15 protein-coding genes are annotated in these 21237 nt (G+C 57.5%); all 15 read right to left on the reverse strand.

Going from position 1 to position 21237, the window contains the following annotated elements; all coding sequences use genetic code 11:
* Nucleotide 1: 1 nt before the first annotated feature.
* The 15 genes from narJ to QMZ29_RS09215 all read right to left on the reverse strand — a co-directional run bounded on the left by narJ (nt 2) and on the right by QMZ29_RS09215 (nt 20854).
* Nucleotides 2-724, reverse strand: a complete 723-nt coding sequence (gene narJ / locus QMZ29_RS09145) for a nitrate reductase molybdenum cofactor assembly chaperone (RefSeq protein ID WP_025303200.1) — start codon at nt 722-724, stop codon at nt 2-4.
* Nucleotides 721-2265 (reverse strand): nitrate reductase subunit beta, encoded by a 1545-nt coding sequence (gene narH / locus QMZ29_RS09150; RefSeq protein ID WP_197827585.1) that lies wholly within the window; start codon nt 2263-2265, stop codon nt 721-723. The genes narJ and narH overlap by 4 nt, the downstream gene beginning before the upstream one ends.
* Nucleotides 2262-6023, reverse strand: coding sequence for a nitrate reductase subunit alpha (locus QMZ29_RS09155; RefSeq protein WP_141998292.1), 3762 nt, complete (start codon nt 6021-6023; stop codon nt 2262-2264). Before QMZ29_RS09155 ends, narH begins: the two co-directional genes overlap by 4 nt.
* 293 nt (nt 6024-6316) lie before the next feature.
* Nucleotides 6317-8176: a carbohydrate-binding protein CenC gene (locus tag QMZ29_RS09160; RefSeq protein WP_392396805.1), complete on the reverse strand. Its 1860-nt coding sequence runs from the start codon at nt 8174-8176 to the stop codon at nt 6317-6319.
* Nucleotides 8177-8187: 11 nt separating this feature from the next.
* Nucleotides 8188-8931, reverse strand: a complete 744-nt coding sequence (locus tag QMZ29_RS09165; RefSeq protein ID WP_038876984.1) for a glycosyltransferase family 2 protein — start codon at nt 8929-8931, stop codon at nt 8188-8190.
* Between the two features lie 7 nt (nt 8932-8938).
* Entirely contained in the window at nt 8939-9994 is a 1056-nt protein-coding gene (locus QMZ29_RS09170) for a glycosyltransferase family 4 protein (protein ID WP_025303205.1), read from the reverse strand.
* Between the two features lies 1 nt (nt 9995).
* Nucleotides 9996-10901 carry a glycosyltransferase family 2 protein gene (locus tag QMZ29_RS09175; RefSeq protein ID WP_025303206.1) on the reverse strand — a complete coding sequence of 302 codons (906 nt, stop codon included), beginning with the start codon at nt 10899-10901 and terminating at the stop codon, nt 9996-9998.
* A 3-nt stretch (nt 10902-10904) separates the two neighbouring features.
* Nucleotides 10905-12059: a hypothetical protein gene (locus QMZ29_RS09180; protein ID WP_060433311.1), complete on the reverse strand. Its 1155-nt coding sequence runs from the start codon at nt 12057-12059 to the stop codon at nt 10905-10907.
* 6 nt (nt 12060-12065) lie between these two features.
* Nucleotides 12066-12914: an ATP-grasp fold amidoligase family protein gene (locus QMZ29_RS09185; protein WP_025303208.1), complete on the reverse strand. Its 849-nt coding sequence runs from the start codon at nt 12912-12914 to the stop codon at nt 12066-12068.
* Complete coding sequence (locus QMZ29_RS09190) at nt 12895-14193, reverse strand: flippase (RefSeq protein WP_049204106.1); 1299 nt, start codon at nt 14191-14193, stop codon at nt 12895-12897. Before QMZ29_RS09190 ends, QMZ29_RS09185 begins: the two co-directional genes overlap by 20 nt.
* Before the next feature lie 4 nt (nt 14194-14197).
* A complete protein-coding gene (locus tag QMZ29_RS09195) occupies nt 14198-16381 on the reverse strand; it encodes a polysaccharide biosynthesis tyrosine autokinase (protein ID WP_261427338.1) in 2184 nt (727 codons plus the stop codon).
* A gap of 27 nt (nt 16382-16408) precedes the next feature.
* Nucleotides 16409-17542 carry a polysaccharide export protein gene (locus QMZ29_RS09200; protein WP_025303211.1) on the reverse strand — a complete coding sequence of 378 codons (1134 nt, stop codon included), beginning with the start codon at nt 17540-17542 and terminating at the stop codon, nt 16409-16411.
* Nucleotides 17543-17587: 45 nt separating this feature from the next.
* Nucleotides 17588-18637 (reverse strand): UDP-N-acetylglucosamine--undecaprenyl-phosphate N-acetylglucosaminephosphotransferase, encoded by a 1050-nt coding sequence (wecA, locus tag QMZ29_RS09205; RefSeq protein ID WP_025303212.1) that lies wholly within the window; start codon nt 18635-18637, stop codon nt 17588-17590.
* Between the two features lie 174 nt (nt 18638-18811).
* Nucleotides 18812-19774, reverse strand: coding sequence for an NAD-dependent epimerase/dehydratase family protein (locus tag QMZ29_RS09210; RefSeq protein ID WP_025303213.1), 963 nt, complete (start codon nt 19772-19774; stop codon nt 18812-18814).
* A gap of 180 nt (nt 19775-19954) precedes the next feature.
* Nucleotides 19955-20854 (reverse strand): winged helix-turn-helix domain-containing protein, encoded by a 900-nt coding sequence (locus QMZ29_RS09215; protein WP_060433321.1) that lies wholly within the window; start codon nt 20852-20854, stop codon nt 19955-19957.
* Nucleotides 20855-21237 lie beyond the last annotated feature (383 nt).

The following is a 21237-nucleotide window of genomic DNA, read 5'->3' on the forward strand; positions in this document are numbered from 1 at the left end:
ATTAGCGTCCTTTGGTTCCGGTTAACGCATCCGTCAGATCCAGATACTGTGGCGCCACCGCGCCGGCGAAGCGCCGCTGGTGCGCCGTCTGCTGGGCGGAGGCGCAGCCCTGTTCGCCGAGAAACTTGACCTGCTCCTCTTCCCACACCGCATCCAGCGCCTGCGGCGTATCGTCGCGCGCCTCTTGCGCCACCTGGGTCTCCAGCGCCTGGGCCTGCACCTCGCTGCCGGACAGCGCCAGCAGCAGATCGAACAGCACCGCGTAGGGGCTTTCGCGCTGTTGCAAGCGCGCGCCCAGCAGCGCCAGGATCGGCGCGATGTCCTGCAGCCCTTCCCGCGCCTGCGCCGCGCTGCGGCTGGCCAAATACTCCAGGTACAGCGGCAGGAAGTCCGGCAGCTCGCGGCTGTCGATCTCCAGCCCGGCGGTGCGGTACTGCGCCATCAGGTCAACCATCGCCTGGCCGCGATCGCGCGACTCACCGTGCACGTGCTCAAACAGCAGCAGCGAGGTGGCGCGGCCGCGATCGAACAGCTCGCAATAGTCAGCCTGAGCATCCAGCAACGGGCGCGCGCACAGGCGGCGGATAAACAGAATCAGCTGCGCGCTGTGGTGCAGATCCAGCTCGCTGGCCGGCTCCAGCGCTTCGATCAGCGCCTGCTGATGGTCAAACAGCACCTGCTCCGGATAATCCAGCAGGCGGGCGATCACTTTCAGGCTGATCATGAGGCATCCTCCGGCCGCGCGGTTTTCGCGGTCACGTCGATGGCGTCGATACGGCGGCTGTTGAACAGATTGAACTTGCCATCGCTGCCGTGGCAGCCGTCGCCGAAGCTGAAGCCGCACCCCTTGCTTTCCGGGAAGGCTTCGCGCGCCAGTTCGCGGTGGCTCGACGGCACCACAAAGCGATCTTCATAGTTGGCGATCGCCAGGTAGCGATACATCTCCTGCGCCTGCGCTTCGCTCAGGCCAACCTGCTCCAGCGCGCTGGTGTCCACCACGCCGTCGACGGTTTCCGCCCGTTTGTAGTGGCGCATCGCCAGCATGCGCTTCAGCGCCAGCAGTACCGGTTCGGTATCGCCGGCGGTCAGCAGATTCGCCAGATACTGCACCGGAATGCGCAGGCTCTCGACGTCCGGCAATACGCCGTTGTGCGCCAGCTCGCCGGCGTCGGCGGCGGACTGAATCGGCGACAACGGCGGCACGTACCACACCATCGGTAGCGTGCGGTATTCCGGGTGCAGCGGCAGCGCCAGCTTCCAGTCCATCGCCATTTTGTACACCGGCGACTGCTGGGCGGCTTCAATGACGCTCTGCGGCACGCCGTCCGCCAGCGCCTGAGCAATCACCTTAGGATCATGCGGATCGAGGAAGATATCGAGCTGGCTCTGATACAGATCTTTGTCGTTCTCCACCGCCGCCGCCTGCTCGATGCGATCGGCGTCGTACAGCAGCACGCCGAGATAGCGGATGCGGCCCACGCAGGTCTCCGAACAGACCGTCGGCTGCCCGGCTTCGATACGCGGGTAACAGAAGATGCACTTCTCGGACTTGCCGCTTTTCCAGTTGAAATAGATTTTCTTGTACGGGCAGCCGGTCAGGCACATGCGCCAGCCGCGGCACTTGTCCTGGTCGATCAGCACGATGCCGTCTTCGCCGCGTTTGTAGATCGCCCCGCTCGGGCAGGTGGCGACGCAGGCCGGGTTGAGGCAGTGCTCGCACAGGCGCGGCAGGTACATCATGAAGGTGTTTTCGAACTGGCCGTACATCGCCTTCTGCAGGTTATCGAAGTTCTTGTCCTGCGAGCGTTTTTCGAATTCCCCGCCGAGGATCTCCTCCCAGTTCGGGCCGCTTTCGATCTTGTTCATGCGCTGGCCGGTAATCAGCGAGCGCGGGCGGGCCACCGGCTGGTGCTTGCCCTGTTTGGCGGTGTGCAGATGCTGGTAGTCGTAATCGAACGGCTCGTAGTAGTCGTCCAGCGCCGGCACGTCCGGGTTGGCGAAGATTTTCGCCAACACGCCGACGCGGCTGCCCATTCGCGGCTCCAGCTTGCCGTTGATTTTGCGGATCCAGCCGCCCTTCCATTTTTCCTGATCTTCCCAGGCGTGCGGATACCCGACGCCAGGCTTGCTTTCCACGTTGTTGAACCAGGCGTATTCCATACCTTCACGGCTGGTCCAGACGTTTTTGCAGGTGACCGAACAGGTGTGGCAACCGATGCACTTGTCCAGATTCAGCACCATGCCGACTTGCGAACGAATTTTCATTTGCTGTTCTCCTGCTGACTGCCCTGCGCGTAGTCGTTGCCTTCGTCGTCCAACCAATCAATGCGGTTCATCTTGCGCACCACCACGAACTCGTCGCGGTTGGAGCCGACGGTGCCGTAGTAGTTGAAGCCGTAGGCCAACTGCGCATAGCCGCCGATCATGTGGGTCGGCTTCGGACAGGCGCGGGTCACCGAGTTGTGGATGCCGCCGCGTTGGCTGGTGATCTCCGAGCCCGGCAGGTTCACGATGCGCTCCTGCGCGTGGTACATCATGGTCATGCCGGCCGGGATACGCTGGCTGACCACCGCGCGCGCCGTCAGCGCGCCGTTGGCGTTGAAGGCCTCGATCCAGTCGTTGTCCGCGATGCCCAGATCTTTGGCGTCGTCTTCGCTCAGCCAGACGATCGGGCCGCCGCGCGACAGCGTCAGCATCAACAGGTTGTCGCTGTAGGTGGAGTGAATGCCCCACTTCTGGTGCGGCGTCAGGAAGTTCAGCGCCTTCTCCTTGTTGCCGTTCGGCTTGCTGTTCAGCAGCGGCTGCGCGGCACGGGTGTCGATCGGTGGCCGGTATACCAGCAGGCTTTCACCGAAGGCGCGCATCCACTCATGGTCCTGATACAGCTGTTGACGGCCGCTGAGGGTGCGCCACGGGATCAACTCGTGCACGTTGGTGTAGCAGGCGTTGTAGGAAACGTGTTCGTCTTCCAGACCGGACCAGGTCGGGCTGGAGATGATTTTGCGCGGCTGCGCCTGAATGTCGCGGAAGCGAATTTTCTCGTCTTCCTTGTTCAGCGCCAGATGCCGGTGATCGCGGCCGGTGACGTTGCTCAGGGCCTCCCAGGCTTTTACCGCCACCTGGCCGTTGGTTTCCGGCGCCAGCGACAGGATCACTTCCGCCGCGTCAATCGCGCTCTCGATCTTCGGCCGCCCCGCCGCCGGGCCGTCGGCCTTGACGTAGTTAAGCTGCTTGAGGAAGTCGACCTCGGTTTGGGTGTTCCAACTGATGCCCTTGCCGCCGTTGCCCAGTTTGTCCAGCAGCGGCCCCAGCGAGGTGAAGCGCTCGTAGGTGGCCGGGTAATCGCGTTCCACCGCGATGATGTGCGGCGCGGTTTTGCCGGGGATCAGATCGCATTCGCCTTTCTTCCAGTCCTGCACGCCGTAAGGCTGTGCCAGTTCGGCGGCGGAGTCGTGCTGGATAGGCAAGGTCACCACGTCGGTTTCCTGGCCCAGATGGCCGACGCACACTTCGGAGAAGGCCTTGGCGATGCCCTTGTAAATCTCCCAGTCGCTCTTCGAATCCCAGGCCGGATCGACCGCCGCCGACAGCGGATGGATGAACGGGTGCATGTCGGAGGTGTTCATATCGTCTTTTTCGTACCAGGTGGCGGTCGGCAGCACCACATCGGAGTACAGGCAGGTGCTCGACATGCGGAAATCGAGCGTCACCACCAGATCCAGCTTGCCTTCGCCGCCCTGCTCGCGCCATTCCACTTCCTGTGGCTTCACGCCGCCCTGCTGGCCGAGATCTTTCCCCTGGATGCCGTTTTCGGTGCCCAACAGGTATTTGAGCATGTACTCATGGCCCTTGCCGGAAGACCCCAGCAGGTTGGAGCGCCAGACGAACAGGTTGCGCGGGAAGTTCTGCGGATTGTCCGGCTGCTCGGCGGCGAAGCCTAGCGTGCCGTTTTTCAGGCCGTCGACGGTGAACTCGACCGGTGACTGGCCGGCGGCGCGGGCCTGCTCCGCCAGGCGCAGCGGGTTGGTGCCCAACTGCGGCGCCGACGGCAGCCAGCCCATGCGCTCGGCGCGCACGTTGAAGTCGATCAGGCTGCCGCCGAAGCGCGACTTGTCCGCCAGCGGCGACAGCAACTCGTCGGTGCCGACAGTTTCATAGCGCCATTGGCTGGAATGGTTGTAGAAGAACGAGGTGCTGTTCATGTGGCGCGGCGGGCGCTGCCAGTCGAGGCCAAACGCCAGCGGCAGCCAGCCGGTTTGCGGCCGCAGTTTTTCCTGGCCGACGTAGTGCGCCCAGCCGCCGCCGCTCTGGCCGACGCAACCGCAGAAGATCAGCATATTGATCAGGCCGCGGTAGGTCATGTCCATGTGATACCAGTGGTTGACGCCGGCGCCGACGATGATCATCGAACGGCCGTGGGTCTTCTCGGCGTTTTCCGCGAACTCGCGGGCAATGCGGATGATGTTGTGACGCGACACGCCGGTGATCTGTTCGGCCCAGGCCGGGCTGTAGGCCTTGACCTCGTCATAGTCGGCGGCGCAGTTGGCGTCGTCCAGCCCGCGTTCCAGGCCGTAATTGGCCAGCGTCAGGTCATACACGCTGGTCACCAGCGCTTCGCTGCCGTCCGCCAGCCGCAGGCGTTTCACCGGCAGCTTGTGCAGCAGGATCTCGTCCAGTGCCACGCTGTTGAAATGCTCGCTGTCGGCTCCGCCGAAGTACGGGAAGCCCACCTCGGCGACGTCGTCATGCATGCCCAACAGGCTGAGCTGCAGCTCGACTTCCTGTTGCGATTTGCCCTCGCGCTGTTCCAGGTTCCACTTGCCCTTCTCGCCCCAGCGGAAACCGATGGAACCCTGCGGCGCCACCAGATCGCCGCTGTGGCTGTCGATGGCGACGGTTTTCCACTCGGGGTTGTTTTCCTGGCCCAATCCGTCCACCAGATCGGCGGCGCGCAGCAGGCGGCCGGCGGCGTAGTGGCCGCCTTCACGCGGCTCCAGCAGCACCAGCATCGGCATGTCGGTATAGCGGCGCACATAGTCGCGGAAGTAGCCAACTTCGCGGTCGAGATGGAACTCTTTCAGCATTACGTGGCCCATCGCCAGCGCCATCGCGCTGTCGGTCCCCTGCTTCGGATTCAGCCAGTGGTCGCACAGCTTGGCGACTTCGGCATAGTCCGGCGTCACCGCCACGGTTTTGGTGCCCTTGTAACGCACTTCGGTAAAGAAGTGGGCGTCCGGGGTACGCGTCTGCGGCACGTTGGAGCCCCAGGCGATAATGTAGGAGGAGTTGTACCAGTCGGCGGATTCCGGCACGTCGGTCTGCTCGCCCCAGGTCATCGGCGAGGCCGGCGGCAGATCGCAGTACCAATCGTAGAAGCTCAGGCAGGCGCCGCCGATCAGCGACAGGTAGCGGGCGCCGGCGGCGTAGGACACCATCGACATCGCCGGGATCGGCGAGAAGCCGATAATGCGGTCCGGGCCGAAGGTTTTGGCGGTATAGACGTTGGCGGCGGCGATCAGTTCATTGACCTCTTGCCAGCTGGAGCGGACGAAACCGCCGCGGCCGCGCGCCACCTTGTAGCTTTTGGCTTTTTCCGCATCGCCGACGATAGAGCCCCAGGCCGCGACCGGATCGCTGTGCTGCGCTTTCGCTTCGCGCCACAGTTTGAGCAGACGCTTGCGCATCAGCGGGTATTTCAGCCGGTTGGCGCTGTACAGGTACCAGGAGTAGCTGGCGCCGCGCGGGCAGCCGCGCGGTTCATGGTTAGGCAGATCGGGACGGGTGCGTGGATAATCGGTTTGCTGGGTTTCCCAGGTCACCAGACCATTCTTCACATAGATCTTCCAACTGCAGGAACCGGTGCAGTTCACGCCGTGGGTGGAACGCACCACTTTGTCGTGTTGCCAACGGCTGCGGTAGCCGTCTTCCCAGTCGCGGTTGGTGTTCAAGGTCTGGCCGTGATCGCCAGAAAAAGGCTCCGCCAACTGCTTGAAATAGCGGAAACGGTCTAAAAATTTGCTCATCCGGAATGCTCCTGAAGGCTCTTGTCGTTATAAGAAGACATGCTCAATCTGCCGCCAGCCTACTGACGGCCAACCGGCGGCAAATTGATTGCGATCAAGAGAAAGCGGGAGGCGACGCGCGCGTCGGGGATGAAATACCACCAAAGTATAGGTGCGAGAATTAACTTTAATTAATTGAATTTGAATGAATAAATCAGGAATTCATGACAGAGACTGACGGGCGGGGGGGCAAGGTGGGGTATTTGGGGGTAGGACGCGGGAGAAACCTCCCGCGTGATGCTAACTCGTCGCTTTCAGCGTTGAAGCCACAGCGTCGCGGTGCCCACTGCGGGCAACGCCAGCTTGACCTCCGTGCCCTCTCCCTGCTGCCGCCAGCCCGCCGGAAGGCGCAAGCGGGTGCTTCCCTCTCGATAGTAGGGGTTGGCTACCAGCAGCAAGGCGCGATCGCCCAGAATAAACATCCGCGCCGGCATTTGCGGGTCGCTTCCCGCCAGCGGCGTCGATTTTCCCGTCAGCAGATAAGGGGTGAAAGCGGCAATTTGCTGCGACACGGCAGCCACGCCACGCCAGGTGGCGTCAAACTCCCGTTGGTCGAAGCGGCCGGTTTTACGCTTGTAAAACAGATCGGTATAAGAATAAAACAACAGCCCCTTAGCGCCGCCGATCAGCGCCTGCCAGGCCTGGTTGCGGATTTCCGCCTCTGACGGCGGATGTGGCTTGCGGCGGGCGTCATAAGCGGCGTGATCCATGATTTGCATCACCACCCAGGCCCCGCGTGCCTGGCGGGCGGCCTGCACCGTCAGTTCGGTATAACGCGTAGTGCGCGTCAGATCGCGATCGTTCCCCACCGGGTAAGGGTCGGTCGCCAAAATGTCGCTGCTGTTAAAGTAGGCGTCCAACTCCCCGGTTTTGTTCAACACCTGGAAGGTGGGGTGATCGCCGTCAAGCCGCTTTATTTGCAGGTTTTTTTCCTCGATCTTATCGAGATATTCCGGCCCCAGTTCATCGTTGATGTACCAGGCGAGCAGGTTGGGCTGAGAGCGCAAGCGCTGCACGTACCAGGCCGTCATCGCCGCGTAGCCGCCACCACGCACGGCCGGCGCGAAACGGCTGCCGCGGTACTGATCTTTGACGGAGTAAATGACCAGCAGCCCGCGCTTGCGTGCGTTGCGGAAAAAGGCGTAAGGATCTTTCTTTTCCCCATAATCATAGTTCAGCACCGTGTTGAATCCCGCCGAGGCGATGCGCGCCAAATGTTCATCGGTAGCCACGTTGGCGTAAATGCCCAACGGGAAAAGCCGTTGACCATCGCGCAGGGTAAAGCCTTTGCTGTCGATCGCCACTTTGGCCGCAGGCTGGCCAACGCGAAAAGACAGCTCGCTGCCCTGTGCCGGCTGGGATTGCTGACCGGTGACCTGCTGACGCAGGCGGTACTCTCCCTGGGCCAGGCCGGTCGGCAGTGGGTATTCGATACGGCGCTGCCCTTCAACCTGATAACGGTCGCGACTACGGTGAACAACCTGCCCCTCGGCATTAAGCAATTCGCTATCGACCTGCAAATGCTGCGGCTGCGCAGTGACTATCAGCGTGTCGACCTTTCCCTGCGCCGACGCGCCGAGCTGATACAATGCCGGCTTAGGCGCTCGAGTACACGCATAGGCGTCGTCAAACCAGACGGTACCGGTGCTCCCCTTACGCAGGTAAACGCCAAAAGTGATTCGCGCCGCCTGCGGCGGCACGGTATAGCTGGCGTTCACCTGCCGCCAACCGCTGTCGCCGGTCACGCCAGCCGGATAGCTGCCTTCCAGAAAGCGCCCCTGCGCATCAAAGCTTTGCAGATAAACCCCGGCGCCGCCGTCGCGGCTTTGCCCGCGTACGCTGCGGGTCTTGAGCCAGACGCCGAAATCGATCGTCTGCCCGGGTACAACCTGCAGCGCCTGGTTGAAGGTACGGTACTGCGCTGCATCTGCATTGTCATAACGCAAACTGCCACGGCCGCTGTGCGTATCGCCGTCGCCCTGTGCGCCCTGCGCGCGCCAGCCGCTGAGCCCCTGCTCAAAGCCGGGATTGGCCAACAGATTGGGTTGGCAGCTCTGCGCCAGAGCCGAAGCGCTCCACAAGGCGCAACAGCCCAGAGCCACCCTCTGATACATTCCCCTCATGGTCACTTCCTTTTCACCACGGCATTGAACAGATAGGTGGCGAACAGATAGCAGGATTTCTGGTAAGACAGCCCCAAATGCTGACGGTAAATCCGCCATTGCCAGTCCGCGGCGCGGATTTTGTTGCCCGACAGCGAATGGGTAGACAATCGGTAACAGGCCAGCGGTTCGGGAATGCAGTAGGCCAGGCCGTTACGCGCCTTCTGCAGCACCGCCAGCCACATCAAATAGTCCTCATGGCCCACTTTTTGCTGATACACCTTACCGATGCGCTTCTGGTTGTAGATGCCGGTGAGATTGCCAATCCAGTTGCTTTTCAACATATCCTGATAGCCAATAAGCTCATCCGCACCACGGGTGTTTTTGATTAATTTCAGGTCGTCTTCGAAGGTGTAATAATGGGAGCACACCACGTCGTAGCGGCGGGTTTGCAAAATGCTCGCCTGGCGCGACAGCTTGTTGGGCAGCCATACGTCATCACTGTCGCAGAAGGCGATATAGTCGCCTTTCGCCGCCTCAATGCCGATGTTGCGCGTTTCCGCCACGCCCTGGTTATGCTCATTACGGATATAGGTGAGGCGATCGTGGATGAACGGCCGTACCACCTCGGCAGTATCGTCGGTAGACGCATCATCGATCACATACAGGTGATAATCGGTAAATCGCTGATTCAGCACGCCTAGAATCGACTCTTTAATAGAGTTCGCAGCATTGTAGGCCGGCATTATCACGGATATCTTTTCCATTCTGTCCTCACTCGGTGAGCTGTTGCCACTGGGGATAAATACGTTCGGGAGAAAAACGACGAGACTTCTCTAACGCGGCGATAGAGAAGTGCTCGCGCAAACCCGGATCGAGCATCAGTTTGATCACCCCTTCGCTGAAGGCGGCGGCGTCGTCATCGGGCACCAGATAGCCGTTGACGCCATCGTCTATCAACTCGGCCGGGCCGGTCTTGCAGTCGTAGGCCACCAGCGGCAGGCCGAAACTCATGGCTTCGATCAGCACCATCGGCAATCCCTCATAGCGAGAGGTCATCAAATACAGGCTGGCCTGGCGATAATAGTCCGCCACGTTAGCGGTGGCCGGCAGCAGACTCACCTGCTGCTCCAGCCCGGCGTCTTCAATCTGTCGCCTCAAAGCGTCGCGCTCCGGACCGTCGCCAATAATCAGCAGACGCCAATCCGGCGCCTGTGCCACCACCCCTCGCCACAGTGCGATCAGTCGATCGAAGCCTTTCTGATTGCTCAATCGCCCCACCGCCAGCGCCACCTTTTTTTGCAGCGCCGGCGTCGGCGCCTGTGCGCCGAATGGCGAAACGTTCTCGATCACCCGACATTTTCCGGCCCCCACCCAGCGAGCGATGGCGTCGCTATCTTGCCGCGTCAGGAAAATCACGCGATCGCTCAGCCGGTAAACCAGCAACTTCAGCCACTTAAATACGCGCGGATACTGGTGAAAGCTGACGTGCTCACTTAATAGCAACCGGCTGCGGGCACAGAACAAACGCAGAAAAGGCGTCATCACCACCGACAGTTTTCCCATAGAAACGGTAATGATCACGTCCGCGCGTTCACGCCGCAGCGCCAATGCCAGCCGCCATGGCCAGAACAGCGAATCGCCACCGCCGCAGCGCAACCGGACGTCACTCGCCAGCGGAAAGAAGCTCCGCTCGCCAAACAGCGAAAACACCGCCACCTCATAACCCGGCAGACGCGCCAGCGCGTTGGCCAAACCGCTAGCGACCCGTTCAGTACCGCCCTTGCCCGCGATATTTTCGATAACGATGATTACCTTGCGTGCTTGCATATCATCTCCTGAATCCCTGGCGCACATTGCGCAGCAGCCGGCCGCCAACCGAGAACAATCCCAACCGCGCCAGACAATCGCCATACCATTTGATCACCTTGAACTTGCCGCTCAGGCTGTGCCGCACGATGCGCGACGAGTAATAATTGAACGCCTGGGCGTTTTCCGAATACAGCGAGGCCAGCAGATGCTTGCAGGCGAATCCGCTGATATGGCGATCGCTGGGGCTGAGGAAGGTATTGATAAAGCGGTCGCTGGCCTCCAGATTGAGCTTCGCCGTCATGCGCCCATAGCGCCCTACGTCGAGAAACACCCCTCCGCCGGCGTCGTGCGCCACATGCGCGCCCAAATTGGTGGCATTGACCAAAAAACCCCAGTCCTGATGCTTATTGAGGAACTCGGGAAATAAAAAGCGGCGATCGCTTTTTTTACGGATGCTGATGGTGGATGAACGAATATCGCCCATTTCCAGAAAAAGAAAATCCTCGCCGGAGGAACCGGATTTATAATGGAAGTTGAAATCACGCACCGAATCGCCGCTCACCTCCGCATAGTTGCCGAAGATAATATCAATATGGCGATCCTCATGTTTATTCATACGACGAATAATATAGTTGGTCGTGAAGTAATCATCAGAGTCGAGGAAAAACACGATCTCCGATTGCGCTAACTTGGTACCTAAGTTGCGCGACACCGCCGCATTGCTCTTCTGTTTTTTCTCATGCAGCATCACATTGCTATTCGTCGCCGCTATCTGACGAATATACTTGATATCATCCTCGTCAGAGCAATCATCAACCAAAATCACCTGATAGTCGAATCCTTGGCAAGCGTTGAAAATCCGCTTCAGCGTTTTCGGCAGGTAGCGTGCACTATTATAAATAGGGATAACGATCGAGAAATCCATTTCTTAACCCTCCAACTTAGAATTTATCATTTCTTTTCCACGGCAAAGCAACAATAACGACACGTTAAATACCGGGACCAAAAAATAGGTTTCCGTAAAGGTTGTCAGCAGGAAAACAACCACCACCCAGCGCATGAACCGACTCAGCCTGCGCATATTGCCCAACAGGTGAAAATAACAAAAAAGCATGACGACAGAAGCGATGCCACCGGCCGAATAAAACATGGCGATGAAGAAGAAATCGACGGGCTTATAAGGCTCTATATTCATGCCGAACAGCGGATTGGGTAGCCCCACCGCCTGAAACATCTGCCAGGAGAACCAGATTCGCCCGGTCAACGCCTGGTTCAAGAGGACGTCCAAGGCCGGATTACTCCCCCAGCGTATAACGCTGGCGAATTGAAAGCCTACAATGGCCAACGTCAGCGCGATGCAAACTTTTCTGTTCGGCGCGACACGCAGCAGCGGCGCCAGCCAAAACAGCAACAACATCAACAGCGCCAACATAAAACAGGTGCGAGAATAGGAATACATCAGCACCGGGAGAATTAACGCCGATACCGCCAGCGAAGCGATATTTTTCATTCCTCGTGTTAATTTCGCATGGTCGATCAGGCACAGCAGTGTGGCGAACAAGGCAAAAGAATAATACGCCAGGGTATTCGGATTATCGAACCCCAGCGTTAATCGATTGCCGTAACGCTCATCAAGGTAAACAAACCCATCGGTGTAAAAGATATAGGGAATAACCACCAGTAACCCTGCCACCACAAAGGTGATGGCAAACATTTCAGCGCCACGCCCCATGTCTATGCGGCGAAATAAAATGATCACCGCCGTGCTGAATACCGCACCGAACAGATAATCACCATGACCGGTGGCAATATTAACAAGAAACAGCAGAACCAAAAAACCCGCAACCGCCTTTTCCGCCAGCGTAGCGATAAAAAATGCATAGCCAACATAGAGCAACATCAAGCCATTAAGCCCCATGACCGCTTTATTAATCAGCTCGCTATTGAACGATCCCGAGGTCAGGAACGTTTTCACGAAAAACATCAGCAGGAAGGTCAATACAATTGATTGATTGACTAAATCTCGCGACTGATTATAACCCGCATTGGCATGCATTTGAAAATTGGAGGCGACTCTTTGCATAAGCGTTTACTCAGTAAAATAACTGCCCCATTCCTGCTCAATGTTTTTCGGCATCAGCTTGCTTAACCCCGCGCCAGGCGTAAACGTCAACTCACCGAAATACACCTTCTCACCGACCTGGTAGAAATCCACACGGACATAAGAGAACTGCTGCGCGGTCTGGCGAGCCAAACGTATCATTTCCTCCAGCCGTGTAGGACGCGGCATCGGTTCGTCTGCATTCGGCAAGTTGATACGAATTTCGGTGCGGTTCCAGTCGATATCAAAAATATCGCGCCGATGGGTGCCGAAACGCTGGTAATCCACCTGGATGAACATACGAATTTCATGATTGTCGTTGAAACAATGAAACTTGATATCGTTCGGCACCTGTTCGCCATCCAGCAACAGGCGCTCCACCATGATGCAGGGTTCGATATCCAGATAATGCTTTTCGCGGCTCTGCTCATAAAAGTTGCTGCGCATCCACGCGTTGCTGAGATCGTACAACTCCGCGTAGCTAATCTGCTGCTTGTCGAACACCAAGCGGTTATAGCCGCTGCCGTGGTTGGCCTTCAGCACAAAGGCGTTAGGCAATTGCCTGAACATGTCGTAGCTAAGTTCAGTGCCATGCGCATACAGCTCCACCAGATACTCCTCGCCCCACAGGCCGGCGATAAATTCACGCACCTTGAACTTGTCCGACAAAGTGGTGTAGATGCTGCGCGGATAAATTTTGCGGCGCATGATCTTTTCGCTGAAGCCGGTCGGTTTTGACAGGTGCGGCAGCTTCTTGAAATAGAGCGCGTATTTAACCTGATGGTGCCAGGCATCGGGCAGGCGCTTGGAAATATTTTTAACCAGGATGTTTAACATGCTCTCTCCTTAATTTGCTGACAAGACGCGGCAGGCAGTAAAAACAGGTCAGCTGCAGTCGGGTAATTTTTCCGCCACGGAATAAACTGTTCAGCACGAAGAACGAAATGAACTCCGCCAACAGCGTAGATACCGCCGCACCGATCAGGCCGTAGCGCGGGATCAGCAGCAGATTCATCACCACGTTCGCCACCGCCACCAACGGCATCTTGATGGCGATAAAACGATAGCCGGCGAACAGCACGATGCTGCGGTACGAAACCGTCCCCATTACTGAGAACAGCGAGGTCAGCGTGCAAATAGCCAGGATATTGGCGGCCGGTTGGAAAGCGGCGCCGTACAGCAGCGCAATCGCTGGGTGGGCGAACCACCATAGGCCCAGCAACACCGGCAACGACAGGCCCAAGACCACCAGATAAAGCACCCGAATACGGTACTCCTGCTCCAACGGATCGCGACAGCTGGCAATGCCCGGCATCAACGAAGTGATCAGCGCCATCGGCACGAAAACCCAGCCTTGGCTGAGGGTGGTGGCGGCACTGAACCAGCCTACCGCCTGCTCGCCGACCAGATTGCCCAGCATGATTTGATCGATGCGGGTATAGATCACTATCGACAGGCTGGAGATGGCCAACGGCAGGCCCACCTTTAGCAAATAACGGCCATAGCGCCTGGCCTGGCGCGGCGTAACCCGCGGCGAGGCCGCCGCTTCCGCACGGAATAACCAGAGGCGCGCCAGGTAAGGTACGGCGCTGCTGAGGATGTAGGGTACCGCGAACCACACCAGCGGCAGCGCCGCGCTCACCAGCGCCAGCCGCAGCCCGATCGACAGCAGCAGCGCCAGGTTGTTGATCAGCGTATTGCGTTTCGACTGCAGGCGGGCATCGTAATAAATTTTGTACACGTCCTGAATCGAGAAATAGGCGCTGATAAGCAGCAACAGCGTCATCAGTTGGCTGGCGGGCGATTGGCTGAAATAGCTCCATATCAGCATCGGCAGCGCCACCACCAGGAACAGCCAACGACGCAGGCGTATTGACGCCAGCATCAGGCGAATGCCGCTCGGCTGTCGGCGGGCGACGCGGTTGAAAATGATGCTGTCGGCGCCCAACTGCACCAGTGGCACTACGATGGCGATCGTCGCCAACAGATAGTTGAGGGTGCCAAACTGCGCGGGCCCCAGATAGCGCGCAACGTAAATGGAGACGAAGATGCCGGACAGGCTGAGCGAAACGCGTTCAAGCATCAGCCACAGGGCATTGGTGATAATGGCCTTCACCCGCTTATTCCCCTGCCTGCGGGTGATCTTCCCGATGGCTTGGGTAGGCGAAGTTGTAATAGCTCATGTCGGTTGCCGCCTTCTTCACCATCCCGTTGAGGATCACGCCCTTGATCGCCACGCCATTCTGTTCGAAACGACGCATGCTGGTTTCGATCTGCTTGACGGTATTCACCTCAAAGCGCACCACCAGCAGTGAGGTACCCGCGTGATTGCCGACGATCGCCGCGTCCGTCACCGCCAGAATCGGCGGCGTGTCGATCAGCACCAGATCGTAGTTCTGCCCGGCCCAGCGCAGGAAATCGGCGAAGCGGCGGTGCATCAGCAGTTCGGACGGGTTCGGCGGCACCTGACCGCGCGGCACGAAGTCCAGATTGGCGATGGCGGTTTTCCGCACCGCCTGTTCCGCCATCACGTTGCCCACCAGCATGTCGGACAGCCCCTGATGCCCATCATCCGCCAGCCAGCGGTGCAGGAAGCCTTTGCGCATATCGGCGTCGATCAACAGCACCCGCTGCCCGGCCTGCGCCACCACCACCGCCAGGTTGGTGCTGGTAAAGCTCTTGCCGCTTTCCGGGCTGGCGCCGGAGACCATCAGAATGTTGTTCTTGGCCTCCATCATGGCGAAATGCAGGCTGGTGCGCAGGCTGCGGATCGCTTCCACCGACAGGTCCGTCGGTTCGGCCACCGCCAGGATCGGCAAGCGCCGCCCCCCGGACCTTGGCAGCAGCTGACGTTGCTCGCGGTTGCGCTTCACCTGCCACGGCGACAGCGGCACGGTGGCGTAGACGTTGATGCCCCGCTTCTCCAGGGTATCGATGTCATTGATGCCGCGATGGAAGGCCGCACGCAGCAGCACTACGATGGCGCCGCCCCCGGCGCCAAGCAGCAGCGCCAACAATACGATCAGCATCTTTTGCGGCTTAATCGGCCGCAGCGCGGTTTCCGCTTCGTCGATGATGCGCACATTGCCCACCGTGCCGGCCTTGCTGATGCTCAGTTCCTGCTGCTTGTTCATCAGCTGCATGTAAACCTGCTGATCCACCTGCACGTCGCGGGTAAGACGCAGGATCTCCTGCTGCATTTTCGGCAACGTCTGCACCTGTTTACCCAGCCGAGCCTTTTCCGCCTCCAGCGTGGCGCGCTTCTCCAGCAGCGCCCGGTAAGCCGGGTGCGCGCGGGTGTAGAGTTTGGAGATTTCCGCTTCCTTGAAGGTCAGCTCGTTGAGCTGGGCCTCGAGCTGCACTTGAGTATCCAGCACCGATTTGGCTTCAAGCGACAGATCCACCGAGTCATTTTGCTGGCGGAACTGATTAAGTTGGGTTTCGGCGTTGTTCAACGAGGTTTGCGTTTGCGGCAGCTGCTCTTGCAGGAACGCCAGCATTCGCTGAGCTTCTTCCGTTTTGCGGTCCACGTTCTGCTGCAGGTAGTTGTCGGTGATGTTCTTCAACATTGCCTCGGCGCTCTGCGGATCTTCGCTCGGCAGCGTAAAGGTCATGATGCCGCTGTCCTTGCCACTCGGCACCACGTCCAGGTATTTACGCAGATCGTCCACCGCTTCTTGACGCGCGACTTTGACCACGGTAAAGCTGGCGCCCGGCGAAGCGTCCAGCGCCGAGACGGTCATGTTCCAACCGCCTTGCGCCACCGGCTGCCCGACCACGCCGCTGAACAGTTTGCTGCCGTCATAACTCAGCTCGTAATGCTGCCCATCGCGCACCGTCAGCGTCAGCGCTTCGCCCTCCATGTCCGCCGGCGTCGTCAGCGTGGCAATGCTCAGCACCGGCGGCTTTTCACCGCTCAAGCGGGCAAAGCCTTTGCCGAACACCGGGAAATAGTCCGGGCTGACGCGCACCGTCAGACCGAGGGTGTCCACCGTTTTTCCCAGCACGTAGCGCGACTTAGCCAGCGTCACCTCATCCTGTGTCGCCGAATTTTGCCCCATCATTGAACTGTCCAACGTTTCACGCAGCAGCGAATCGCCGGACAGCTGCTTCTCCACCTGCACCACCGCCGTAGCCTGGTACACCGGGGTGGCCAACAGGGCGTAGGCGACGCCCAACATGCCTGCCACGCCGGTCACGACGGCGACCCGCCAGCGGTTATCCCACAGCGGCCCAATCAGGCGTTCCCACTCCAGCTTTTCGTCTTGTTCGGCCACCATCACGGACAGCGCATTATTTTTCATCTTCTGTTCCTTATTCACCCTGCGGAGTTACCAGTTGCGCACGCGCAAGGTCGCCTCGCTGAGATCGTTAAAGCTGCTGATGGTCGGCACCAGCTGGCTGATCAAACGGTTCCAGCGCGCGACCGGCGCCGCAGTGACGTACACGACGTCGTAAGGTTGCAGCTGAAATTCAGCGCCCATCGCCAGCGCGCTGGCGTCGGAGAGATCGAACTGATACAGCGTCGCCAGTCGCTGCGGTGTTTTACCGCCGCTCGGCCGGATCACGAACACCCCGGTCGCATCCGCCACCGTCTGGCTGATCCCTTCGGAAGATCCGAGGGCCTCGGTCAGGGTCATGCCGCTGCGATCCATCTTCAGCGTCGCTTGCTTGCCCACCTCGCCCATCACGAACACTTTCAATTCGTCATTGCGCGGGATGTAGAGGATGTCGCCCGGCTGCAGCAGCGCGTTCTGGCTGATGTCGCCGCGCTGCATCAGCGCCTGCAGCGAGATAGCCCGCTCTTTGCCCTGATGGGTCAGCACCACGTTGCGCCAATCGGCGTTGTCCGTCAGGCCGCCGGCGGCGTTAATCGCATCCAGAATGGTCAACGGCACGTTGGTGATCGCCTGTTGGCCGGAGGTTTTCACTTCGCCGGTCACGTAAGCCTTCTGCGAACGGAAAGCGGCAATACTGACGTCTACCTGAGGGCTTTCCACATACTGCGCCAGACGGCCGGCGATCAGGCTGCGCACTTCGGTGACGGTCTTGCCCACCACCGCCACTCGCCCGATATAGGGATAAAAAATCGTGCCATCCGCATGCACCCAGTTGCCGGTGTCGCTGGCGCTGCGGTATTGCCCGGCCGGCGTGGTCAACTCGGGGTGATCCCAGACGGTGACGTTCAACACGTCACCGACGCCGATGCGGTATTGATAGCTCTGCAATCGCTGATCCAGCGCCGGGTTCGGCCGGGCGACCGGTTCTACGCGCCGCATTTTCTGCAGCAGCATCGGCGACATGCGATAAACCTGTACCTGGTCATTCAAATCGAAATCGTCGTCCTGTTGCACGACGATGGCTTTTCCGCTGGTCGGTAAATGTGAACCGGGAACCACCGTACATCCACTCAACAGCGCGGAGGTGAAGGCCAATGGCATCAAAAGAGGCAAATGAAAATTCATGGAAGTACCGTGATAAACGGGCTGCTGCCGCAGCCCGTGAGGGGATTAACGGCCGACGGTCGGATTATCGCTGAACACCGTCGCCTGACGCGGTTCGCGCAACATGACGAAATAACCGCAAAAACAGAACAGAAACGCCACCAACATTTGGCTTTCCTGCAGCTGCAACACTTCACTGCAAATGCCAATGCAGGCCAACGTCACCGCCAGCATGGTGCTCATCGCCAGCGCCTGACGCGCATTGAGCCCACGACGCATCAGAATATGGTGCAAATGATCGCGGCCCGCTTTGAAGGGGCTTTGGCGACGCAACAGGCGACGCACCATCACAGTCACCATGTCCATCAGAGGAATGGCGATCAGCCACAGCGCGGTGACCGGACGCATTACCGCCTGTGGCCCCTGCGTCGCCAGCAACACCAGCCACAGCACGCTGAAGCCGATCACCATGCTGCCGGCGTCCCCCATAAAGATCTTGTTGCGCGCGCCGAACAGGCTCAGGTTGAACAACAGATAGGCCGCCAGCGCGACGATCAGGCCCAGGCACCACAGCGCCAGATCTTCCCTGCCGCCCAATCCGAACACGATAGCCAACGCGACGAAGGTCACGCAGGACAAGGCGCCCAGTTGCCCATCGATGCCATCCACCATGTTGTAGGCGTTGATCGCTCCCCATACCGCCAGCGGCGTAAGCAGCAACGCGCCATAACCGAGCATCACTTCCTGATGCCCCCAAACATAGCCCAATGAGGAAAGCTGCATCCCTGCCGCCAGCATCATCGCCAGCGCGATCCCTCCCTGCACCATGACGCGTGGCGCCACGGGCAGATCAAAGCGGTCATCCAGCACGCCCAACACCACCAGCGCCGTAATGCACAGCAGATAGACGGTGCTGTCAGGCAGCCAGGCGGGTTGCCACAGCGTCATCAGCATCAGCGTCAGGTACACGGCGATACCGCCGACCAGCGGAATGTGTCCCAGATGTTGCTTACGCGCATTGGGCTTATCCACTAATCCCACCGTTAAGGCGGCCCGGCGGGCAATAAGGACCCACGCTACCGCCAGCACAAATATCACGCTCAGTTGATATAACATCGTTCCTCCAGCGAATAAGCACGCTACCGCCCTTGAGTTACAGCTCCCAATGCGCTATTAACAAAAACAAAATTGATCCTGCCAGGATATAAGTCAGCATGAATTAATCCTGAAAAATACAGATTTATCCGCTTGTCGGCGGAAATAAGTAAATAACGTCAGCGTGCGGTTAAGTTATCTATCAGAAAACTCATGTTTAATGGTTCTTTCGATTGCCGAATCAAGTTCAACCGGCGCCACGAAATTATTTTGCACATTACTTTTAAATTGCGTTCTGGCGCAGAATTTCTGCACTCTGACGCGACTGATTGGGAATTTTTTACGACTTATTTTACTCACGACATCCAATGCGGTCGCCCCGCATATTCCCACCACATAAGGAATGCGAATCGTCTTATTTTCTCTGCCCAGCGAGGAGGAAATAACGTCGACCAATTGATTCATCGTAAAGTCCGGTTTATCGACGTAGTTGCTGACCTGATAACTTGACTGCTGGTCCAACGCATGCTCCAGCCGCGCGGCAATATTTTCAACGTAAGCCATCGACTTCATATTATTGCCACTGCCAATCATCACGAATCGGCCGCTGGCGATCTGGCGGAACAGGTTATACACATTGCCGCGGTTGCCTTCACCGAATACCACCGTCGGGCGAATGATGGTCAATTTGTTGGCGCTATCCGCCTTGCGCCACGCTTCATAAACGTATTCCGCTTCGAGCTTGGATTTGCCGTAATGATTGAAAGGATCGAAACGCCCTCCTTCATCGGTTTCCTGCTCGACGAACCCATAAACGGCAACCGAGGAAGTGAAAATGACTTGGTGGATATTCAACGCGGAGGCGGTCATGCAGACATGCCGTGCACCTTCTACATTGACCTGATAATAGAGCGAAATGGGATCGACGTTGTCCTGATGTTCCGCCGCCAGATTAATGATGGCGTCGCAGCCCGCCAGCGGCTCTTGCAGGGTCTCGGGTTGCGTCACGTCGCCATACTGATAGAGCGCCGGAAAATGTGCGCTAGGTTGTTTATCAACGATGACCAACGTCAGATCATCGCGCACACTGAGACGTTTCGCCAGGCGTGTTCCGATAAAACCGGAACCCCCGATAATAGCTACTTTACGCTTATCCATAATTTGTCACTCAGCAGGTTCTCATTATTCCTGTCACCTCGATGGAAACAGGACGCTAATATGCGTTAGGTAATGAGTTCCAGACTGGACAAATCGAACCCGGCTTTCAAATAACAAATAATGAAATAAAATATTTCATCAAATGTAAAATTATCGCTAAAGATAAAACCTCATTTAGCACTAATTTTTAACATCGTAAGCAACTTGATATTGCAAGGTTTTATTCGGCAATATGAGATTAATCCGACCTTTACCCGGCGTAGAAGAGGTCTCATATTTTACCGGTAATTTAAGCTGCCCCTGTTTAGGGTCGACACATTCGATGGTCGCCTGCTCCATGCTCTCCCCCTGGTACAGGCAGAACAGGGTTTGTGGGCTGTTGGTATGGGGGTTATTCAACGTCAGCGTCAACACGACGCGCGTATTGTTCTGAATATCATTGATCACCGGCGGGCGAGTTTGGTTGCCGAGCACATATGAAAAATGTGAAATAACCAGCAAAGAAGCAAATGCCGTCAGGTATTTCACTACGCGACTGGCGGGCATGCTGAAAAATCGGCGCACCGTCGCCGACTTTTTATCACGAGTGGGTTCCTGGGAGGGTTCTACCGTTGCAACAGGCGCTGCAACAAGCGTCGTTTTACGCGGCTTATCTATTTTTTCATCGTGTGCCTCAGGGGACTCACTTTCACTTTCAGAAAGTTCCGCTTGAATATTAACACCAATATCCTCACCACTATTTAATATATCATCATCAGCGTAGTCTTCATCCTCGGATATAAAGTGAAAAGCCGCTTGATTTTCCACCTTGTAACCCAGCCGAGGAATGGTTCTGATAAGCGTATGTTCCGAGTCGCTGATTTTTTGGCGAATAGATTTAATTGTTTGATTTATCGTTGAATCTGAGCAGTAAGTTCCTTTCCAGATATTTTCTATAATTTCCGTTCGGGTTACCAGTTCTGGTGATCTGGCGACAAGCAGCGAAAGAATTTGATACTCCTTCCAACGCAGACGAAATTTCTCCCCGGCAGGAGTCAGAACATCGAGATTCCTAATCTTTATTCTTCTATCAAGATTCACTTTTAATTTCCTTAGCGTGCCTGTCCTGCACACTTTGTATAGAAATATCAAAAAATGTTCAAGAAATTAAATGTAAACTCAACAGGTTGCATTCATCGGATATTGGCCTTTATAAAAATTTTCTGATTTCATTTTTTACATTAGGCCTTATTAAGGATGTTCCGTTTATCCAAATGACTCTTTTTCCCTGTTGGCAACATGGATTTCCTTCATGACTACCGTAAAGTTCAAATGATCACCTCATTGATTTAAAAAGAAAAAAATAACAACCCTGTTCAGTTGTTAACCGAATGAAATTGTGAAATTTCATTCTTCTCCGTGAGTTCATTGTGTTTTTCCACCTAATCGGATTGTCAGATAGACTACAAAAAGCCGGAAAAAAC

Source organism: Serratia sp. PF-27, from assembly GCF_030053255.1.
GTDB lineage: Bacteria > Pseudomonadota > Gammaproteobacteria > Enterobacterales > Enterobacteriaceae > Serratia > Serratia bockelmannii.

Bases quoted from the DNA above. Each gene is read 5' to 3' on its own strand.
- narJ (WP_025303200.1), bottom strand. From the start codon at position 724: ATGATCAGCCTGAAAGTGATCGCCCGCCTGCTGGATTATCCGGAGCAG.
- narH (WP_197827585.1), bottom strand. From the start codon at position 2,265: ATGAAAATTCGTTCGCAAGTCGGCATGGTGCTGAATCTGGACAAGTGC.
- QMZ29_RS09155 (WP_141998292.1), bottom strand. From the start codon at position 6,023: ATGAGCAAATTTTTAGACCGTTTCCGCTATTTCAAGCAGTTGGCGGAG.
- QMZ29_RS09160 (WP_392396805.1), bottom strand. From the start codon at position 8,176: ATGTATCAGAGGGTGGCTCTGGGCTGTTGCGCCTTGTGGAGCGCTTCG.
- QMZ29_RS09165 (WP_038876984.1), bottom strand. From the start codon at position 8,931: ATGGAAAAGATATCCGTGATAATGCCGGCCTACAATGCTGCGAACTCT.
- QMZ29_RS09170 (WP_025303205.1), bottom strand. From the start codon at position 9,994: ATGCAAGCACGCAAGGTAATCATCGTTATCGAAAATATCGCGGGCAAG.
- QMZ29_RS09175 (WP_025303206.1), bottom strand. From the start codon at position 10,901: ATGGATTTCTCGATCGTTATCCCTATTTATAATAGTGCACGCTACCTG.
- QMZ29_RS09180 (WP_060433311.1), bottom strand. From the start codon at position 12,059: ATGCAAAGAGTCGCCTCCAATTTTCAAATGCATGCCAATGCGGGTTAT.
- QMZ29_RS09185 (WP_025303208.1), bottom strand. From the start codon at position 12,914: ATGTTAAACATCCTGGTTAAAAATATTTCCAAGCGCCTGCCCGATGCC.
- QMZ29_RS09195 (WP_261427338.1), bottom strand. From the start codon at position 16,381: ATGAAAAATAATGCGCTGTCCGTGATGGTGGCCGAACAAGACGAAAAG.
- QMZ29_RS09200 (WP_025303211.1), bottom strand. From the start codon at position 17,542: ATGAATTTTCATTTGCCTCTTTTGATGCCATTGGCCTTCACCTCCGCG.
- wecA (WP_025303212.1), bottom strand. From the start codon at position 18,637: ATGTTATATCAACTGAGCGTGATATTTGTGCTGGCGGTAGCGTGGGTC.
- QMZ29_RS09210 (WP_025303213.1), bottom strand. From the start codon at position 19,774: ATGGATAAGCGTAAAGTAGCTATTATCGGGGGTTCCGGTTTTATCGGA.